13 protein-coding genes and 1 tRNA gene are annotated in these 13,124 nt (G+C 49.2%); 12 read left to right on the top strand and 2 right to left on the bottom strand.

The genetic code is table 11. The annotated features are described in order from the left end of the window. The first annotated feature begins 226 nt into the window (after window positions 1-226). The 5 genes from DUE52_RS20770 to DUE52_RS20750 all read left to right on the top strand — a co-directional run bounded on the left by DUE52_RS20770 (window position 227) and on the right by DUE52_RS20750 (window position 4,630). Window positions 227-550, top strand: coding sequence for a DUF3276 family protein (locus tag DUE52_RS20770; protein ID WP_114407973.1), 324 nt, complete (start codon window positions 227-229; stop codon window positions 548-550). A gap of 189 nt (window positions 551-739) precedes the next feature. Continuing rightward, a complete protein-coding gene (ychF, locus tag DUE52_RS20765; protein WP_114407972.1) occupies window positions 740-1,843 on the top strand; it encodes a redox-regulated ATPase YchF in 1,104 nt (367 codons plus the stop codon). A gap of 58 nt (window positions 1,844-1,901) precedes the next feature. Then, window positions 1,902-2,729 carry a LytR/AlgR family response regulator transcription factor gene (locus DUE52_RS20760; RefSeq protein ID WP_114407971.1) on the top strand — a complete coding sequence of 276 codons (828 nt, stop codon included), beginning with the start codon at window positions 1,902-1,904 and terminating at the stop codon, window positions 2,727-2,729. Window positions 2,730-2,842: 113 nt separating this feature from the next. Then, window positions 2,843-3,451, top strand: a complete 609-nt coding sequence (locus tag DUE52_RS20755; protein ID WP_114407970.1) for a hypothetical protein — start codon at window positions 2,843-2,845, stop codon at window positions 3,449-3,451. Window positions 3,452-3,469: 18 nt separating this feature from the next. Continuing rightward, window positions 3,470-4,630 (top strand): serine hydrolase domain-containing protein, encoded by a 1,161-nt coding sequence (locus DUE52_RS20750; protein WP_114407969.1) that lies wholly within the window; start codon window positions 3,470-3,472, stop codon window positions 4,628-4,630. Window position 4,631: 1 nt separating this feature from the next. Here DUE52_RS20750 and DUE52_RS20745 read toward each other — a convergent pair whose 3' ends face one another. After that, window positions 4,632-5,948 carry a type IX secretion system plug protein gene (locus tag DUE52_RS20745; RefSeq protein WP_114407968.1) on the bottom strand — a complete coding sequence of 439 codons (1,317 nt, stop codon included), beginning with the start codon at window positions 5,946-5,948 and terminating at the stop codon, window positions 4,632-4,634. Between the two features lie 108 nt (window positions 5,949-6,056). Between DUE52_RS20745 and DUE52_RS20740 the strand changes: the two genes are divergently transcribed. Together DUE52_RS20740 and DUE52_RS20735 are read left to right on the top strand one after the other, a co-directional pair. Next, the gene (locus DUE52_RS20740; RefSeq protein WP_114407967.1) at window positions 6,057-6,980 is read left to right on the top strand and encodes a bestrophin family protein; all 924 of its coding nucleotides are present in this window, start codon (window positions 6,057-6,059) and stop codon (window positions 6,978-6,980) included. A 59-nt stretch (window positions 6,981-7,039) separates the two neighbouring features. Further along, window positions 7,040-7,843, top strand: coding sequence for a DUF3667 domain-containing protein (locus DUE52_RS20735; protein ID WP_114407966.1), 804 nt, complete (start codon window positions 7,040-7,042; stop codon window positions 7,841-7,843). Between the two features lie 9 nt (window positions 7,844-7,852). Here the strand turns inward: DUE52_RS20735 and DUE52_RS20730 are convergent, their stop codons facing one another. Then, window positions 7,853-9,856, bottom strand: coding sequence for an ABC-F family ATP-binding cassette domain-containing protein (locus DUE52_RS20730; protein WP_165840979.1), 2,004 nt, complete (start codon window positions 9,854-9,856; stop codon window positions 7,853-7,855). Window positions 9,857-9,951: 95 nt separating this feature from the next. Here DUE52_RS20730 and DUE52_RS20725 point away from each other — a divergent pair. The 5 genes from DUE52_RS20725 (at window position 9,952) to DUE52_RS20700 (ending at window position 13,108) form a co-directional block, all read left to right on the top strand. After that, window positions 9,952-10,024 (top strand) — tRNA-Thr (locus tag DUE52_RS20725). A 528-nt stretch (window positions 10,025-10,552) separates the two neighbouring features. Continuing rightward, a complete protein-coding gene (locus tag DUE52_RS20715; RefSeq protein ID WP_114407964.1) occupies window positions 10,553-11,770 on the top strand; it encodes a site-specific integrase in 1,218 nt (405 codons plus the stop codon). Window positions 11,771-11,921: 151 nt separating this feature from the next. Further along, window positions 11,922-12,191, top strand: coding sequence for a helix-turn-helix domain-containing protein (locus DUE52_RS20710; protein WP_114407963.1), 270 nt, complete (start codon window positions 11,922-11,924; stop codon window positions 12,189-12,191). A 2-nt stretch (window positions 12,192-12,193) separates the two neighbouring features. Next, window positions 12,194-12,433: a hypothetical protein gene (locus DUE52_RS20705; RefSeq protein WP_114407962.1), complete on the top strand. Its 240-nt coding sequence runs from the start codon at window positions 12,194-12,196 to the stop codon at window positions 12,431-12,433. Between the two features lie 291 nt (window positions 12,434-12,724). Continuing rightward, on the top strand, window positions 12,725-13,108 hold the full coding sequence (locus DUE52_RS20700; RefSeq protein ID WP_114407961.1) for a DUF2958 domain-containing protein: 384 nt from the start codon (window positions 12,725-12,727) through the stop codon (window positions 13,106-13,108). Window positions 13,109-13,124 lie beyond the last annotated feature (16 nt).

Genomic DNA, 13,124 nt, shown 5'->3' with positions numbered 1-13,124 from the left:
GTCAGACACTTGCGCCCCACCTTTAGCAGAAATTTAACAATTCCCTCATGACAAAGATAACAGCAACTGCTTAAGAAGCAAACTGTTTTCTTTCTTTATTCTAGTGTTCTCTTAAACCTGTCCAGTTTGGGCCGTACGCTATGAAAATTAATTTGAGGCAATATTTTTGCTAGTTATACTAATCCGCTTATTTTAGCGTTTAAATCACCTCAAACCACCAGAGATTGTGGAAGAAAAAGAGAAAGAAAAAATCTTTTCCAAGCGCGTCAGAGCTGGAAAACGTACCTACTTCTTTGACGTCAAATCCACCCGCGCCAACGACTATTATCTGACCATTACCGAAAGCCGCCGGCATCCGCAGGGCGACGGTTTTATTTATGAGAAACACAAAATGTTTCTCTACAAAGAAGATTTCGACAAGTTCTCTGACGCTTTACACGATACCATTCAATATATTAAATCCGATTTGATGCCTGAATTCGACTTCTCCCAGTATGCTGTGAAAGATGAACTGGAAGACGTGGGCGGCAGCGAATTGAAATGGGAATAACCCCTCTCATCTCTTCTTCCACAACTTAGTCTCTGATCCCCGGAGGCTTTTTTGTTTTTCGCCCCTGAATAGTTAATTTTGAATGAGTGAATGAGTGAATGAGTGAATAGCTACCGCGATCAGAAGGATGATCTTCGATCCTATTTTATTCACTCATTCACTCATTCTATCATTCAAAATTAAAATTTCATGAGTCTTCAATGCGGTATTGTCGGGCTGCCTAATGTTGGGAAGTCCACCTTGTTTAATGCCATTTCGAGCGGAAAGGCCGAAGCAGCCAATTATCCGTTCTGTACCATAGATCCCAACGTCGGCGTCGTAACGGTGCCTGACGAACGGCTGGACACGCTGGAAAGCCTGGTGAAGCCCCAGAAAGTGGTGCCAACCATCATCGAATTTGTCGACATCGCCGGGCTGGTCAAAGGCGCGAGCCAGGGGCAGGGGCTGGGCAATAAGTTTCTGGCCAACATCCGGGAAGTCGACGCCATCGTACACGTCATCCGGTGTTTCGAAGACGATAACATCGTACACGTCGAAGGGCGCGTCAACCCGATTTTCGATAAGGAAATCATTGACATCGAGCTTCAACTGAAAGATCTGGAGTCGATCGACCGGAAACTGCAGCGCACCGAAAAAGCCGTTCGCGCCGGTAGCGACGCCAAAGCCAAAGCCGAACTGGAAATCCTGATCCGCTACAAAAAAGCCCTGGAAGCCGGACAGAACGCCCGCGCCGTGGATGTGACGCCCGAAGAACGGTTTGCCGCCGTGGGCGAACTCCAACTGCTGACCGTCAAACCGGTGATCTATGTCGCAAACGTCGACGAAAAATCGCTGCCGGGCGGCAACCAGTATTCCGATCAACTGAAAGAAATGGCGAAAGCCGAGGGCGCAGAAGTGGTCATCGTATGTGCCGCCATCGAGGCCCAGATTGCCGAAATCGAAGAACCAGACGAACGCCAGATGTTTCTGGAAGAATACGGTTTGCAGGAATCCGGTCTGGACCTGCTCATCAAAGCGTCGTACCGGTTGCTCAATCTCATTACGTATTTTACGGCGGGTGTCAAGGAAGTTCGCGCCTGGACGATTCAGCGCGGCTGGAAAGCCCCGCAGGCGGCTGGTGTGATTCACTCCGATTTTGAGAAACACTTCATCCGCGCGCAGGTCATCAAGATTCCGGATTTTGTTCAGTACAAATCACAGGCCGCCGTCCGGGATGCCGGTAAACTCTCGGTCGAAGGCAAAGAATACGTCGTGGCCGACGGTGATGTGATGGAATTTCTGCACAGTGCCTAACGAACGACGATAGCGGGCTTCCGGCCCGCTATTTTTTGGTTTATACCCGTCTATATCTATGGCAGAAGTCTCCGTCAAACCTGCCCAACCCCACCAGTTCCGCGACATTCCGCTGTTTCTGGTTTTGATTCCGATTATCAACGTCCTCAATTATTACCTGACGTATACCCACATTCCGTCGGGCTGGCGGCTACCGGTTACGTTCCTGATCGACACGGTTCAGGGGTATGCGGCCTGGTGGATGCTCCGGGCGATTATTCGGCGGCTGGACCACCGGTTTCCCTACGAACGAAATTTCGTCCGGCGAATCATCCTGCAATGCGTGATTACGTCCGTGGTGAGTCTGCTGGTCATTGCCCTCTCGACGGAAGCGATCAATTTTCTGGCGACCGACAAACCGGTTCCGCGTCGTTTCTACACCCACGACATTTTCATTTTCTTCATCTGGATTCTCGCCATCAACGGTATTTACATCGGCGCCCATTTTTACGTGCAGTTTCAACAGGCCGACCGCACCAAACATGAAGCACTACGCATTCGTCAGGAAGGATTTATCGTTCGTTCGGGCAAACAGAATATTGCCGTTCCTTTCGATGAAATTACCGGGTTTTATGTCGATGGCGAATACACGATGCTGCTAACCGATCAACAGAAGCGGTATGTGATCGACCAGTCGCTGGACAAACTGGAAGATGAACTGCCGGGCGAGTGGTTTTTTCGACTCAATCGCCAGTACATTCTGCACCGCCAAACCCTCACCGCCTTCGACCGACTGGAAAACGGCAAGCTTAACGTACGACTGAAAGGTACACCCGGTTTTCCGGAAAGCATTCAGGTAAGCCGCACCAAGGCGCCGGCTTTCAAAAAATGGTTTTCTCCTGACTAAATCCTACTGCACTTCACGGATCTTTTTACTACACTTCACCGAAAAACCGGCTTATACGCCGTAATCAGACACTTTTTCTGGCGGTACTTTGCCCACGCAAATACGAACACGCCATGAAAAAATCATTTTTATTCAACATTCTTATCTATGCCCTGACGGGTTTGAGGCCGGTTTCTGCGCAACCAATACCGTCGCCGGAGTCCGTCAAGCGCGACTGGCCACTGATCGTCAGCTTACAATTCCATTCCATTTCGATGCCTTTCAAAGATTTGAAAAGCACCTTTTCAAATGTCGGATTCAGCCTGAGTACGGAGGTCGCCTACAACCGCCGGGCGAATCTGCTCCAGCAAGTTCAACTTGGTTTTTACCGGAACCAAAACGGCGGAAACGGCTTATCGATTTTCACCCAGACGGCTTATCGACCGCATTTCGGGCCGGTTTACACCGAAATCAAAGCCGGATTAGGCTACCATTTCGCCTTTCACCCGAACACCACACTCGTGTTTAAAAACGGCGAATGGCAGTCGGCCAGCCAATCCGGCAAAGGCTTGCTGATGGTGCCGGTTGGGCTTTCAATCGGTTATCAGGGCAGCAAAGCCAGGCGGCTGCTGGAACCCTTCGTGAGCTACCAGTTTTTCATTCTGCAAGGCTACAACCCGGACGTCCCTCTGCTGCCCAACCAGTTGATTCAGATTGGCTCCCGCATTCATTTTTTCCACTAATTCCCACTTCACCACGCCATGAAATTCTTTTTTATCGTCGCCCTGCTGGCCGGTCTGCTGGCCTGTGAGCCAAACGATTTTGCCACGCCTACGGTTTCCTGCACGGAAACCACGTCAATCAACGCGAATTATTCCAAAGCGCAACCAATTCAAACGCTGCTGGACGGTTTCACTGCGAAAGGCCTACCGGGTGTTGCGGTGGCGGTTTATTCACCAAAAGAAGGCTATTGGGCCGGGGCGTCCGGCTATGCGCGGCTGGAAGATAAAACCGCCATGCAAATCTGCCATTTGCACTACAGCCAGAGTGTTGCCAAAAGTTACATGGCTGTTGGCATGCTAAAACTGGTTGAAGCCGGTAAGATTGAGCTGGACAAACCCATCACGACCTACCTTCCTGCCCATCTCAGCGACAACGTTACCGATGCCGAAACGATTACGGTTCGGATGCTGCTCAACCACACGTCCGGTATTCCCAACTATTCGCTCGACACCGATTACGTGACGGTTTTTCTGCAAAACCCGCTGCGGTCGTTCACGGGCGCGGAGTATTTGTCGTATATCAAAAACGCACCTTTGCTTTTCAAACCCGGTAGCTATTTCCAGTATTCCGATACCAATTACCTGCTGCTGGCCCTCATTGCCAACCAGGTACACGGCGACCACGCCCGGCTGATTCAGGACAGCGTTTTGAATCCGCTAAACCTTCAGCAGACTTTTTACCATAATTTTCAGCAGCAAACCAATCTGGTTAACAGTTACTTCGACCGGTTTGGCGACGGCAAGCTGGAAAACGTTTCGCAGATGCAGCAAGTCAACGTCAACTCCCTGATGGGCGACGATGGACTGGTGGCTTCTCCGCTCGATTTCGTCAAATTTCTGCGCGGCCTCTTGGAAGGAAAACTGTTGTCAGACAAAAGCATGATGACGATGATGACGTGGGTGAACGACAAAAACGGCGAACCGAGTTACGGCATGGGCTTATACCATGTCTATTATTCCGGGCAGCTTGCCTACGGACACGGTGGGGCGGGTCTGGGTGCCGGGTGCGCCCTGTATTATTTCCCGGAGAAACAACTGTACGTCTTCATGGGGACGAATATGGGGACGCTGACCGACGGGCCGTATGTACGGCAAGTGGGCGAAATGAAAGACCAATTACTTGATCTGCTGCTGAAATAACTTACTTCCGCTTGTTGTAGCCAATCCGTCGGTAACCCACCAACTGATCGGCCCGCGACGCCGGGGGACGGTGGTAGACCAGAATTTCGTAATCGTTTTCCGTATCCGAATAATTCCCCTCGATCAGGGTTTCGTTGCCCGTGAGGTTCATTCCGGAGCGCGACACCGGCGGGGGAATGCCCTTCACGGAATAATTATAGTTATAAATACCCTGTTTCAGTTGAATTTCGGCCCGGTAGGCGCGCAAATCCGGCACGTAGCTCATCCGGTTGAGATCATTTAATTGCCAGAAATTAAATGCACTGTTCACGAACAACTCGGCATTGGGCACCTCATCCATGCGCAGCGTAAAAACCGTCGTGATGTAGTCGGCCTGCGTGGCTCCGATGCGGGTTTCGAGGTGATCGATCACGTATTGTCCGTTAAAATCGTCGGTTTGCACATACGCGCCCACGCTTCGAATGCCGTCGGCGTTCACAAAAACCGTGTTGCGGTCTTCCCGGCGCTCGATCCGTTCGATGTAATTGCCGCGCGACAAAACCGTCCGGGTGTCGAAATACCGGTATTCGTTCCCGCCGGGAAACGTGTTTTTTAGATCGAAAAGCCGGTATTCCAGCAGGTTATCAAACGCCCGGACGTTGGTGGGCCGCAGGCCCGTGATCACGCGGTCGTCGCGAAAATTCTGACGGATGACAATTTTCAGGTCGTCCTGGGGCGAAATGAGCGGATAGCCCCGGTAACTGATTTCGAAATTGATCTGCTGGTCGGTGAAACGAAATTGCGGATCATTGGCAAACTGCGCCGTGGCCGACACGCCCACGCGGTTCAGATAGGTACTGAACCGGCGGCTGAAATAAATCTGGTTGGGGTTCCGCTCGTTATAGACCACCAACACGTAATTCCCCGGCAATTTGACCTTCGGCACCGGAAACCGGTAGTGGTAATACGGTATTTTGGTGTTCTGCGAAATCTGATAATCCTGAATGGGATAGTCGTTGTATTCGTACGTAAACTCAATATCATTCAGAATCGACCGTTGCCAGTCGGCGTTGCAATGCACGAATTTAGCGCGAAACGGGCGGAATGTAGCCGTCAGATCGTCAAATTCCAGCATGAGCTGCGTCTCGACGGACTGATCGATGATGGGTGGGTTGAGCGTCTGCGCCGGGTCGGTCGGGTCGTTGCCGAGCACCGGATACAGCAACACGGTTTTAATGGCAGGATCGGCAATCCGATCCTCCGTCGGCAGTTTTTGGGCGGAAGCCTGAACCAGCACCATGCCGCTCAGCAGCAGGAAAAGTCGGAAGAATGGAGGCATTTAGAATAGATAAATCGGTATATGTAGGAACGAAATTTTAGGGAAAGGCAGTATAAAAAACATTTCAGGATGTATTTTTGACCTCAGCAAGATGTAACTCAGGCAAAAATGGTCAATTACGATACGAAAGAGTGGGTCCGGTTTCTGATTAATTTCCCAAAAGCTGACACCGTCCGCAAGCTGATGCCGTTTTTAGGCCTGATGACCCTCTATTCTTTTTTGGTGGCCTTCATTCTCCTCTACGTCTTTAATATGAAAGACAATTCGGATTTGAGGCACATTTCGGTCATGCACTCCTTGTTGGGCTTTGTGATTTCGATGTTGCTGGTTTTCAGGACCAACACCGCCTATGACCGCTGGTGGGAAGGGCGCCGGATGTGGGGGGCGCTCACCAACAACAGCCGCAACCTGGCCCTGAAACTGGAACCCCTATTGGATCAGGCGGCCACCGATGAGCGGGACTTTTTTCGCGTGATGATCCCCAACTTTGCCTACGCGATGAAAAACCACCTGAGGGCGCATTTTGTCGAAAAAGAATTTACGGAATGTTCGCTTTTCCCCTTATCTGCACTGAACCGGCACGAGCACGTTCCTTCCCAAATTTCGGCGGCTCTTACCCGCAAAGTCTATGAACTTCAGCGAAAGGGCGTCTTTTTACCGGAACATCTGCTGTTTTTGAATGGCGAATTACAAAGTCTGATGGACATCTGCGGCTCCTGCGAACGGATCAACAAAACACCGATTCCGTTTTCCTACAGCTCGTTTCTAAAAAAATTCATCTTCATTTATTGCATCACGCTCCCGCTGGGCTACGTTTTCAGCCTGCATTACTTCGTTGTCCCGTTTGTCGTGTTCATCTTCTACGTTCTGGCCAGTCTGGAGGTCATTGCCGAAGAAATTGAAGACCCGTTCGGTACAGACGCGAACGATTTGCCCGCCGAAACGATCTGCAAGAACATCCGGCAATCGGTTCGGCAACTCATCCCGGTTCCGGAATCGGTCACCACAACCTCCAATTCAGGCCTTTCCTGAGTTGCGGCTTCGGGGAGAAACCGCTATTTTGCAAATCGCTTCATCCCCACCCTAACGCAATGAGCCTGAATGCGGTAAAAGAATGTCCGAACTGTTCGGCGAACCTGGAAGATTCGTTCAACTACTGCCCGAAATGTGGGCAAACCACCTCGATCCACCGGTTCAACCTGCCGCATATTTTTCACGAAATCTTCCACGCCCTGACGCACGCCGACAAGGGTGTGCTTCATTTGCTGAAAGGCTTGGCGACCCGGCCCGGAATGGTGGCCCGTGAATACATTCTGGAAGGGAAACGAAAGAAATATTTCAATCCCTTCACGTTTCTGGTGCTGGTATTGGGGCTTACGTTGTTTGCCAACTCCATCTTTCATCCGTATACCCGAACCAACAATCCGGTTCAGGTAGCGGCTACCAGACCATACAAATCCGAACAGCAGAAGCAGTTCGCCTTAAAACTGGCCGAACGCCAGCAGACGGTTCAGGCATTTCTCGAAAAGCGCAGTAATCTGATCGTATTTCTGGCCATTCCGGTCATTACCCTGGCGTACTGGCTCTTTTTTTTCCGTACGGGCATCAACTATGCTGAACACCTGGTTGCTCAGGTGTTCTTTTCCGGTTTTTATTCGTTGTTTTCGACACTCGTTCTTACGCCCATCCGGCAGGTATTTCCGGAAGGCAACTGGTTTAGCATCACCCAACTGGCTTCTCAACTGGTGTATTTAACTCTTGCGTATTACCAGTTTCTACCGCCCGGCCGTCCCAAATCGATCATCAAAACCGCTCTGATCACCCTTGCCGGCCTGATGACCTGGGCGGTTTTTTCGGCCGGTGTAATCTACCTGTATGTCAGATTTGGCGGATGACCGGGGGAATTACCCCAGCTTCTTTTCCAATTTTTCCGCTTCCAGCATCACGTTCTCCCACTGCTCCTGAAACGAATCGAGTTGCGTACCAACGCGTTTGTAGTCAGCGGTTTTAGACTGAAAAAGCTTTCCGTCGGCCACCACTTTCGGCTCGGCCATTTCGGTTTCCAGTTGCTTCTTCTGTTTTTCCAGCCGGGCAATCTGCTGCTCAAAATCCTCGGCCTGCTGCGTGGCTTTTTTCAACGCCCGCTGCCATTCCTTGCGCTCTTCGTCATTGGCGATGCTCTTGCCATTGGCAGAACCGTTGGAGCGGTTTTGACCATTTTTATCAGCCGGTTTGCTAGCCTCGGCCAGTTTGCCATTCGCGTTCGCGGCCGGTTGCGCAGAACTGGCAGGCGTCTCGACCGGATTCGACTTCCGTTCTTCCATCCACCATTCGTATTCGTCGTAGGTGCCGGGGTATTCCTTGATCTGCTCGTCTTCGATATACCAGATTTTGTTGGCAATCTGCGAAACGAAATACCGGTCGTGGGAAACCACCACAAACGTACCTTCGTACTGATCCAGGGCCTGAATCAGAATATTCACCGACTGCATGTCCAAGTGGTTGGTCGGTTCATCCAATAGCAGGAAGTTGGCCTGCGACAGCAGCACTTTGGCCAGCGCCACCCGCGATTTTTCGCCCCCGGACAGCACCTTGATCTTCTTGAAAACATCGTCGCCCGAAAACAGGAAACAGCCCAAAACCGTCCGCAATTCCGATTCAGATTTGGTCGGATTGGCCGATTTCAGCTCTTCCAGCATGTTATCTTCCACGTTCAGCGACTCCAACTGGTGCTGGGCGTAGAAACTGAAGGAGACATTATGACCCAGCCGCCGTTCGCCCTTTGTGGTGGGTTCGGTTCCCGCAATAATCCGCAGCAGGGTCGATTTACCACGACCGTTGGCGCCGATCAGCGCCACGTGATCACCCCGTTCGAGTCGGGCAGTGGTGTGGGTCAGGATTTTTTTCTCGCCGTAATTTTTCGTTACCTCATCGAGGTGCAGAATGTGCCGACCGGGTTGTGTCGAAAAGTTAAACCGGAAGTTAACGCGGGCATTTTCATCGATCACCGCATCGACCCGATCCATTTTTTCGAGCATTTTCACCCGGCTCTGGGCCTGCTTGGCTTTGGTAGCTTTCGCCTTAAACCGCTCGATAAACCGCTCCGTTTGCCGGATTTTGGCCTGCTGGTTTTCGTAGGCTCCCTGTTGAATTTCGTTGCGCAGCGCCTTTTCTTCAATGTAGAACGAATAATTTCCCGCGTAGAAATTCAGCTTCGCGCCCGACACTTCCACAATGCTATCCACCACATTATCAAGGAATTCCCGGTCGTGGGAAACCACAATCACCGCGCCTTCGTAGTTCAGAATGTATTTTTCAACCCACACAATAGACGGTAAGTCCAAGTGGTTGGTCGGTTCATCAAGCATGAGCAGCGACGGTTTTTGCAGCAGCAGTTTTGCCAGCATCACGCGCATCCGCCAGCCCCCGGAAAACAGCCGCAGCGGTTTGTCCAGATCGCCGGTCGAAAAGCCCAGCCCTTCCAGAATTTCTTCGGCTTTCGACTGGATCGTGTAGCCATCCAGGGCTGCAAATTCGTCCTGCGCCCGCGCCAGTTTGTCGATCAGTTCGTCGCGGTAGTTGACTTCCATCTCGTGCAGCAAGCCGTCGATCCGTTTTTGCAGGTGGTTCTGGCGTTCGAAAGCCTGCATGGCCACCGACAGAATCGAGTCGTCGGTCTGGTAGGAAAGCAAATCCTGGTTCAAAAAACCGATGGTGACGTCGCCCGCTTTGGAGATACTTCCGCCGTCGAGTTGGTATTCACCCATGATCAACCGCAGCAGGGTCGATTTTCCGGTTCCGTTGAGGCCAATGAGACCAATTTTCTGACCGGGCTTGATGTGCATCGACGCATTTTCATAGAGCGCCCGGCTTCCGAGATAATAAGACAGGTTTGTAAGAGAAATCATAACGGCAAATTTACGCATTTTTGCCGCGTTTGCTTGCATGGTTTGTGAAGAACCCGCTATATTTGCACCCACAAAAACGGTAAAAAGTCGTTTTTGCCTCCTTAGCTCAGTTGGTAGAGCGACGCATTCGTAATGCGTAGGTCGCAGGTTCGAGTCCCGTAGGAGGCTCACAAGTCACAAAAAGGCTAATTCGTTGCAGAGCAAAACCGCTCCAAATCAACGAATTAGCCTTTTTCTTTATACTGCTTTATGGATTACCGTACGGTTATTTTGAATGGATCGGGCCACGGTATTAAAGGCCTTGAAACCGCACTGCCGCACTTTTTCATACCATAGCTTCAGCGCTCCGATTAGCCAAACGGGCCAAGCCATGGTTGTACCCATTATTATGGAGGTTGTACCCAAAAATTAAATCGGTGAACGAAAGGGGGAAAGCGCGAAATTGTAGCCTAGAAACAAGAAAACCGCCCTTTTATGGGGCGGTTAACTGACTTGGTTTTAGTAAGTGCTCCCGAAGCTGGGCTCGAACCAGCGACCCTCTGATTAACAGTCAGCAGATTATTGTATCAATATGGTTCAATATGGTTTTTAATACACTGATTATAAGTAAATTATGGCATATGGCATTTCTAGAAAAACCGTATAAATACAGATTTCTTGTGCAAATCTTGTGCAAATTTTTCGTATCTTTAAATCATGAATACGAACGTGGTGATTTCCTTAGATACGCGCCGTGCCAAAAAGGACGGCACCTATCCGGTCATTATGCGACTGGGCCATAATGCGCAAACAACGTCTATTCCCATTGGGATAAGTATCGCAGAAAAGGATTGGGATGAGAAAAAACGTGTTGTTAAAAAAACATACACGGGTGTAAGCTCGGTAACCAGACTGAATAATCAGATTGAAAAGGTGAAGACCGATGCCATGGACATTATTCTAAAACTCCATGAATTGGATATTCTTCAGACCTTATCAATCATATCTTTGAAAGACCGGATCACGCAGAAAGAAGCAAAAGACTCTTTTTTGCAATTTGCCAGTCAATGTGTGGATGAACTCATTAAAGCTCATCGAGTTGGTACAGCCAGATCGTATAAAGGCTTGATCAGCGTCTTGAAAGAATACCGTAAGGGCAAAGATTTATTGTTCAAGGAAGTTACTTACGATTTCCTTGCCAAATTCGAGACCAATCATAAAAGCAAAGGGAACGGTACTAATGGCTTGGCTGTCTATATGAGGACAATCAGGGCCATCTACAACAAGGCCATTAAGTCTGGGGTAGCCGATAAAGAACTGTATCCTTTTGACGACTATAAAATTAAGACGGCTCCCACGGAAAAACGGGCTTTGGATGGAGAGCTACTTAAAAAGATTATTCAATTGGACATTCCAACCAACCATCTGTGCTTTAATACGCGTAACTATTTTGTTGCCAGTTACATGATGTACGGAATGAACTTTGCCGATATGGCTTACCTGGAAAAAAGCTCTGTGGAGAATGGGCGCATCAGGTATCGCCGGAGAAAAACGGGAAAACTGTACGATATAAAGATTACACCGCAGCTTGAAAGTATATTGGTGCATTACATGTACCAAAACCCAGAATCCAAGTTTGTATTCCCGATCTTGAAACGCGAATCTCCTGCTCTTCGTGAAAAGGATATTCAATGGGCCAGGAAGCGGTACAACAAGAAGTTAAAAATGTTAGCGTCTCTGTGTGGGATCGGCTCAAACCTGACGAGTTATGTGAGCAGGCATTCATTTGCAACCCAGGCTATGCTACACGATATTCCGCTGACCGCTATCAGTACGATGCTTGGTCACTCAAGTTTAAAAACCACTGAAATTTATCTGAAAGGGTTGCCGGTCAATATTCTGGATAATTATAATGAAAGAATTTTGGAAGCATAAGCCGTTGATATGGGCCAAATGCAGAAAGGACTATTTCTAAAATCTGATCTTGAATTCATCTACTCAATAAGCGTATCGAAATAAACGTCAGTAATCCGTCGGCTCGTGTTGCTTTTACCCATATGATTTTTATTTTGGCGAAAAAAGCACAATGGAGGTTATCTGTCTACACGATGAAGCCTTTTACGCTCTGATTGACAAGGTTCTTGAACGGGTTCAGCAACAGCAAGCGATTAGGGAAGATAAATGGATTTCGGGTAGCGAAGCTATGCAGAAGCTGCGTATCCAAAGCAAAACGACTTTACAAAAACTCCGTGACGAGGGCAGCATTCGTTTCTCTCAGCCCGAGAAGAAAATCATTCTGTATGATACGGATTCCATCAACGAATATCTGAACCGAAATTCTAAAAACACTTTCTAGCCATGACCGAAGAAGAGGAACCATCCAAAGAGTTCGTGAAGGGTTATAATCATGGCTACCAATTGGCAAAGCATGAGCCGGAATTGCTGGATACGCTTTTAAAAGCCCAAAGCGGCAATGTGCCGACCGATTACAGTAGGGCTATGGCACAAGGCAAAAATCAGTATGAACATGAAAAACTTGTTGCCGAAATGAAAGCAATCCGTGAACGGCAAAAGCAGACGATTAAGAGGAAACGATAAAACAGGCTTTTAATTTTATTTGCTTTGAGCTGCAATCACGTTCCGCCTAAGAAGAACACATGCTGGCCCAATGGATTTAAAGCCATCCAATAGGGATTGGCAACAAGATCATCAATTCTCCAACGGTAAGATCAGGGTTTTACCGGTGATTTACCGGACGTCACTCGTTCCACCAACAATAATTTTCGCCTGCTGATCGCATTCCCCGCCCAACCAAAATTTTTGCTGGTTCATTCGTTGATACCGTCCGGTTGTGTCCTCGCCGTAACCCTAACCTTTACGGAGAACAAAATGAAACTGTTTACCCAATCCCAATACCGACAACTCTTGAAAAATGGCGATCCCATCCTACGTGGCAAAGATCATTTTCCGGTTGTCAAGCTTTTTACACCGGATGCCAATGCGACTTGGTTAATTACTGAAATCGATCCATACGCCCCCGATACGGCTTTTGGTTTATGCGATCTTGGTTTGGACGCCCCGGAATTGGGTTATATCAACCTATTCGAATTGACCACTTTAGGTGGCTATTTGCGATTGCCGGTGGAACGTGACCGATGTTTTACGGCCACCCACCCAATTAGTGTCTATGCGCAAGCCGCACGGATGGCCTGGGCTATCACCGAAGAGTCAGCCGCCTTGCAATTAGCGGAGGCTATCTTGAAAGCGGAGTAAAATAGCCTCCAGTTCA

Origin of the sequence: Larkinella punicea (genome assembly GCF_003334855.1) — a bacterium.
GTDB classification, from domain to species: domain Bacteria; phylum Bacteroidota; class Bacteroidia; order Cytophagales; family Spirosomataceae; genus Larkinella; species Larkinella punicea.
The sequence above is the reverse complement of the archived record's forward strand: the minus strand, read 5'-3'. Positions and strand labels throughout refer to the sequence as shown.

What these genes read in the sequence shown, in the direction of transcription:
- DUE52_RS20710 (WP_114407963.1), top strand. Translation starts at nt 11,922, where the DNA reads ATGGAGGTTATCTGTCTACACGATGAAGCCTTTTACGCTCTGATTGAC.
- DUE52_RS20705 (WP_114407962.1), top strand. Translation starts at nt 12,194, where the DNA reads ATGACCGAAGAAGAGGAACCATCCAAAGAGTTCGTGAAGGGTTATAAT.
- DUE52_RS20735 (WP_114407966.1), top strand. Translation starts at nt 7,040, where the DNA reads ATGAGCCTGAATGCGGTAAAAGAATGTCCGAACTGTTCGGCGAACCTG.
- DUE52_RS20740 (WP_114407967.1), top strand. Translation starts at nt 6,057, where the DNA reads ATGGTCAATTACGATACGAAAGAGTGGGTCCGGTTTCTGATTAATTTC.
- DUE52_RS20700 (WP_114407961.1), top strand. Translation starts at nt 12,725, where the DNA reads ATGAAACTGTTTACCCAATCCCAATACCGACAACTCTTGAAAAATGGC.
- DUE52_RS20760 (WP_114407971.1), top strand. Translation starts at nt 1,902, where the DNA reads ATGGCAGAAGTCTCCGTCAAACCTGCCCAACCCCACCAGTTCCGCGAC.
- DUE52_RS20745 (WP_114407968.1), bottom strand. Translation starts at nt 5,948, where the DNA reads ATGCCTCCATTCTTCCGACTTTTCCTGCTGCTGAGCGGCATGGTGCTG.
- DUE52_RS20715 (WP_114407964.1), top strand. Translation starts at nt 10,553, where the DNA reads ATGAATACGAACGTGGTGATTTCCTTAGATACGCGCCGTGCCAAAAAG.
- DUE52_RS20750 (WP_114407969.1), top strand. Translation starts at nt 3,470, where the DNA reads ATGAAATTCTTTTTTATCGTCGCCCTGCTGGCCGGTCTGCTGGCCTGT.
- DUE52_RS20730 (WP_165840979.1), bottom strand. Translation starts at nt 9,856, where the DNA reads ATGATTTCTCTTACAAACCTGTCTTATTATCTCGGAAGCCGGGCGCTC.
- DUE52_RS20755 (WP_114407970.1), top strand. Translation starts at nt 2,843, where the DNA reads ATGAAAAAATCATTTTTATTCAACATTCTTATCTATGCCCTGACGGGT.
- ychF (WP_114407972.1), top strand. Translation starts at nt 740, where the DNA reads ATGAGTCTTCAATGCGGTATTGTCGGGCTGCCTAATGTTGGGAAGTCC.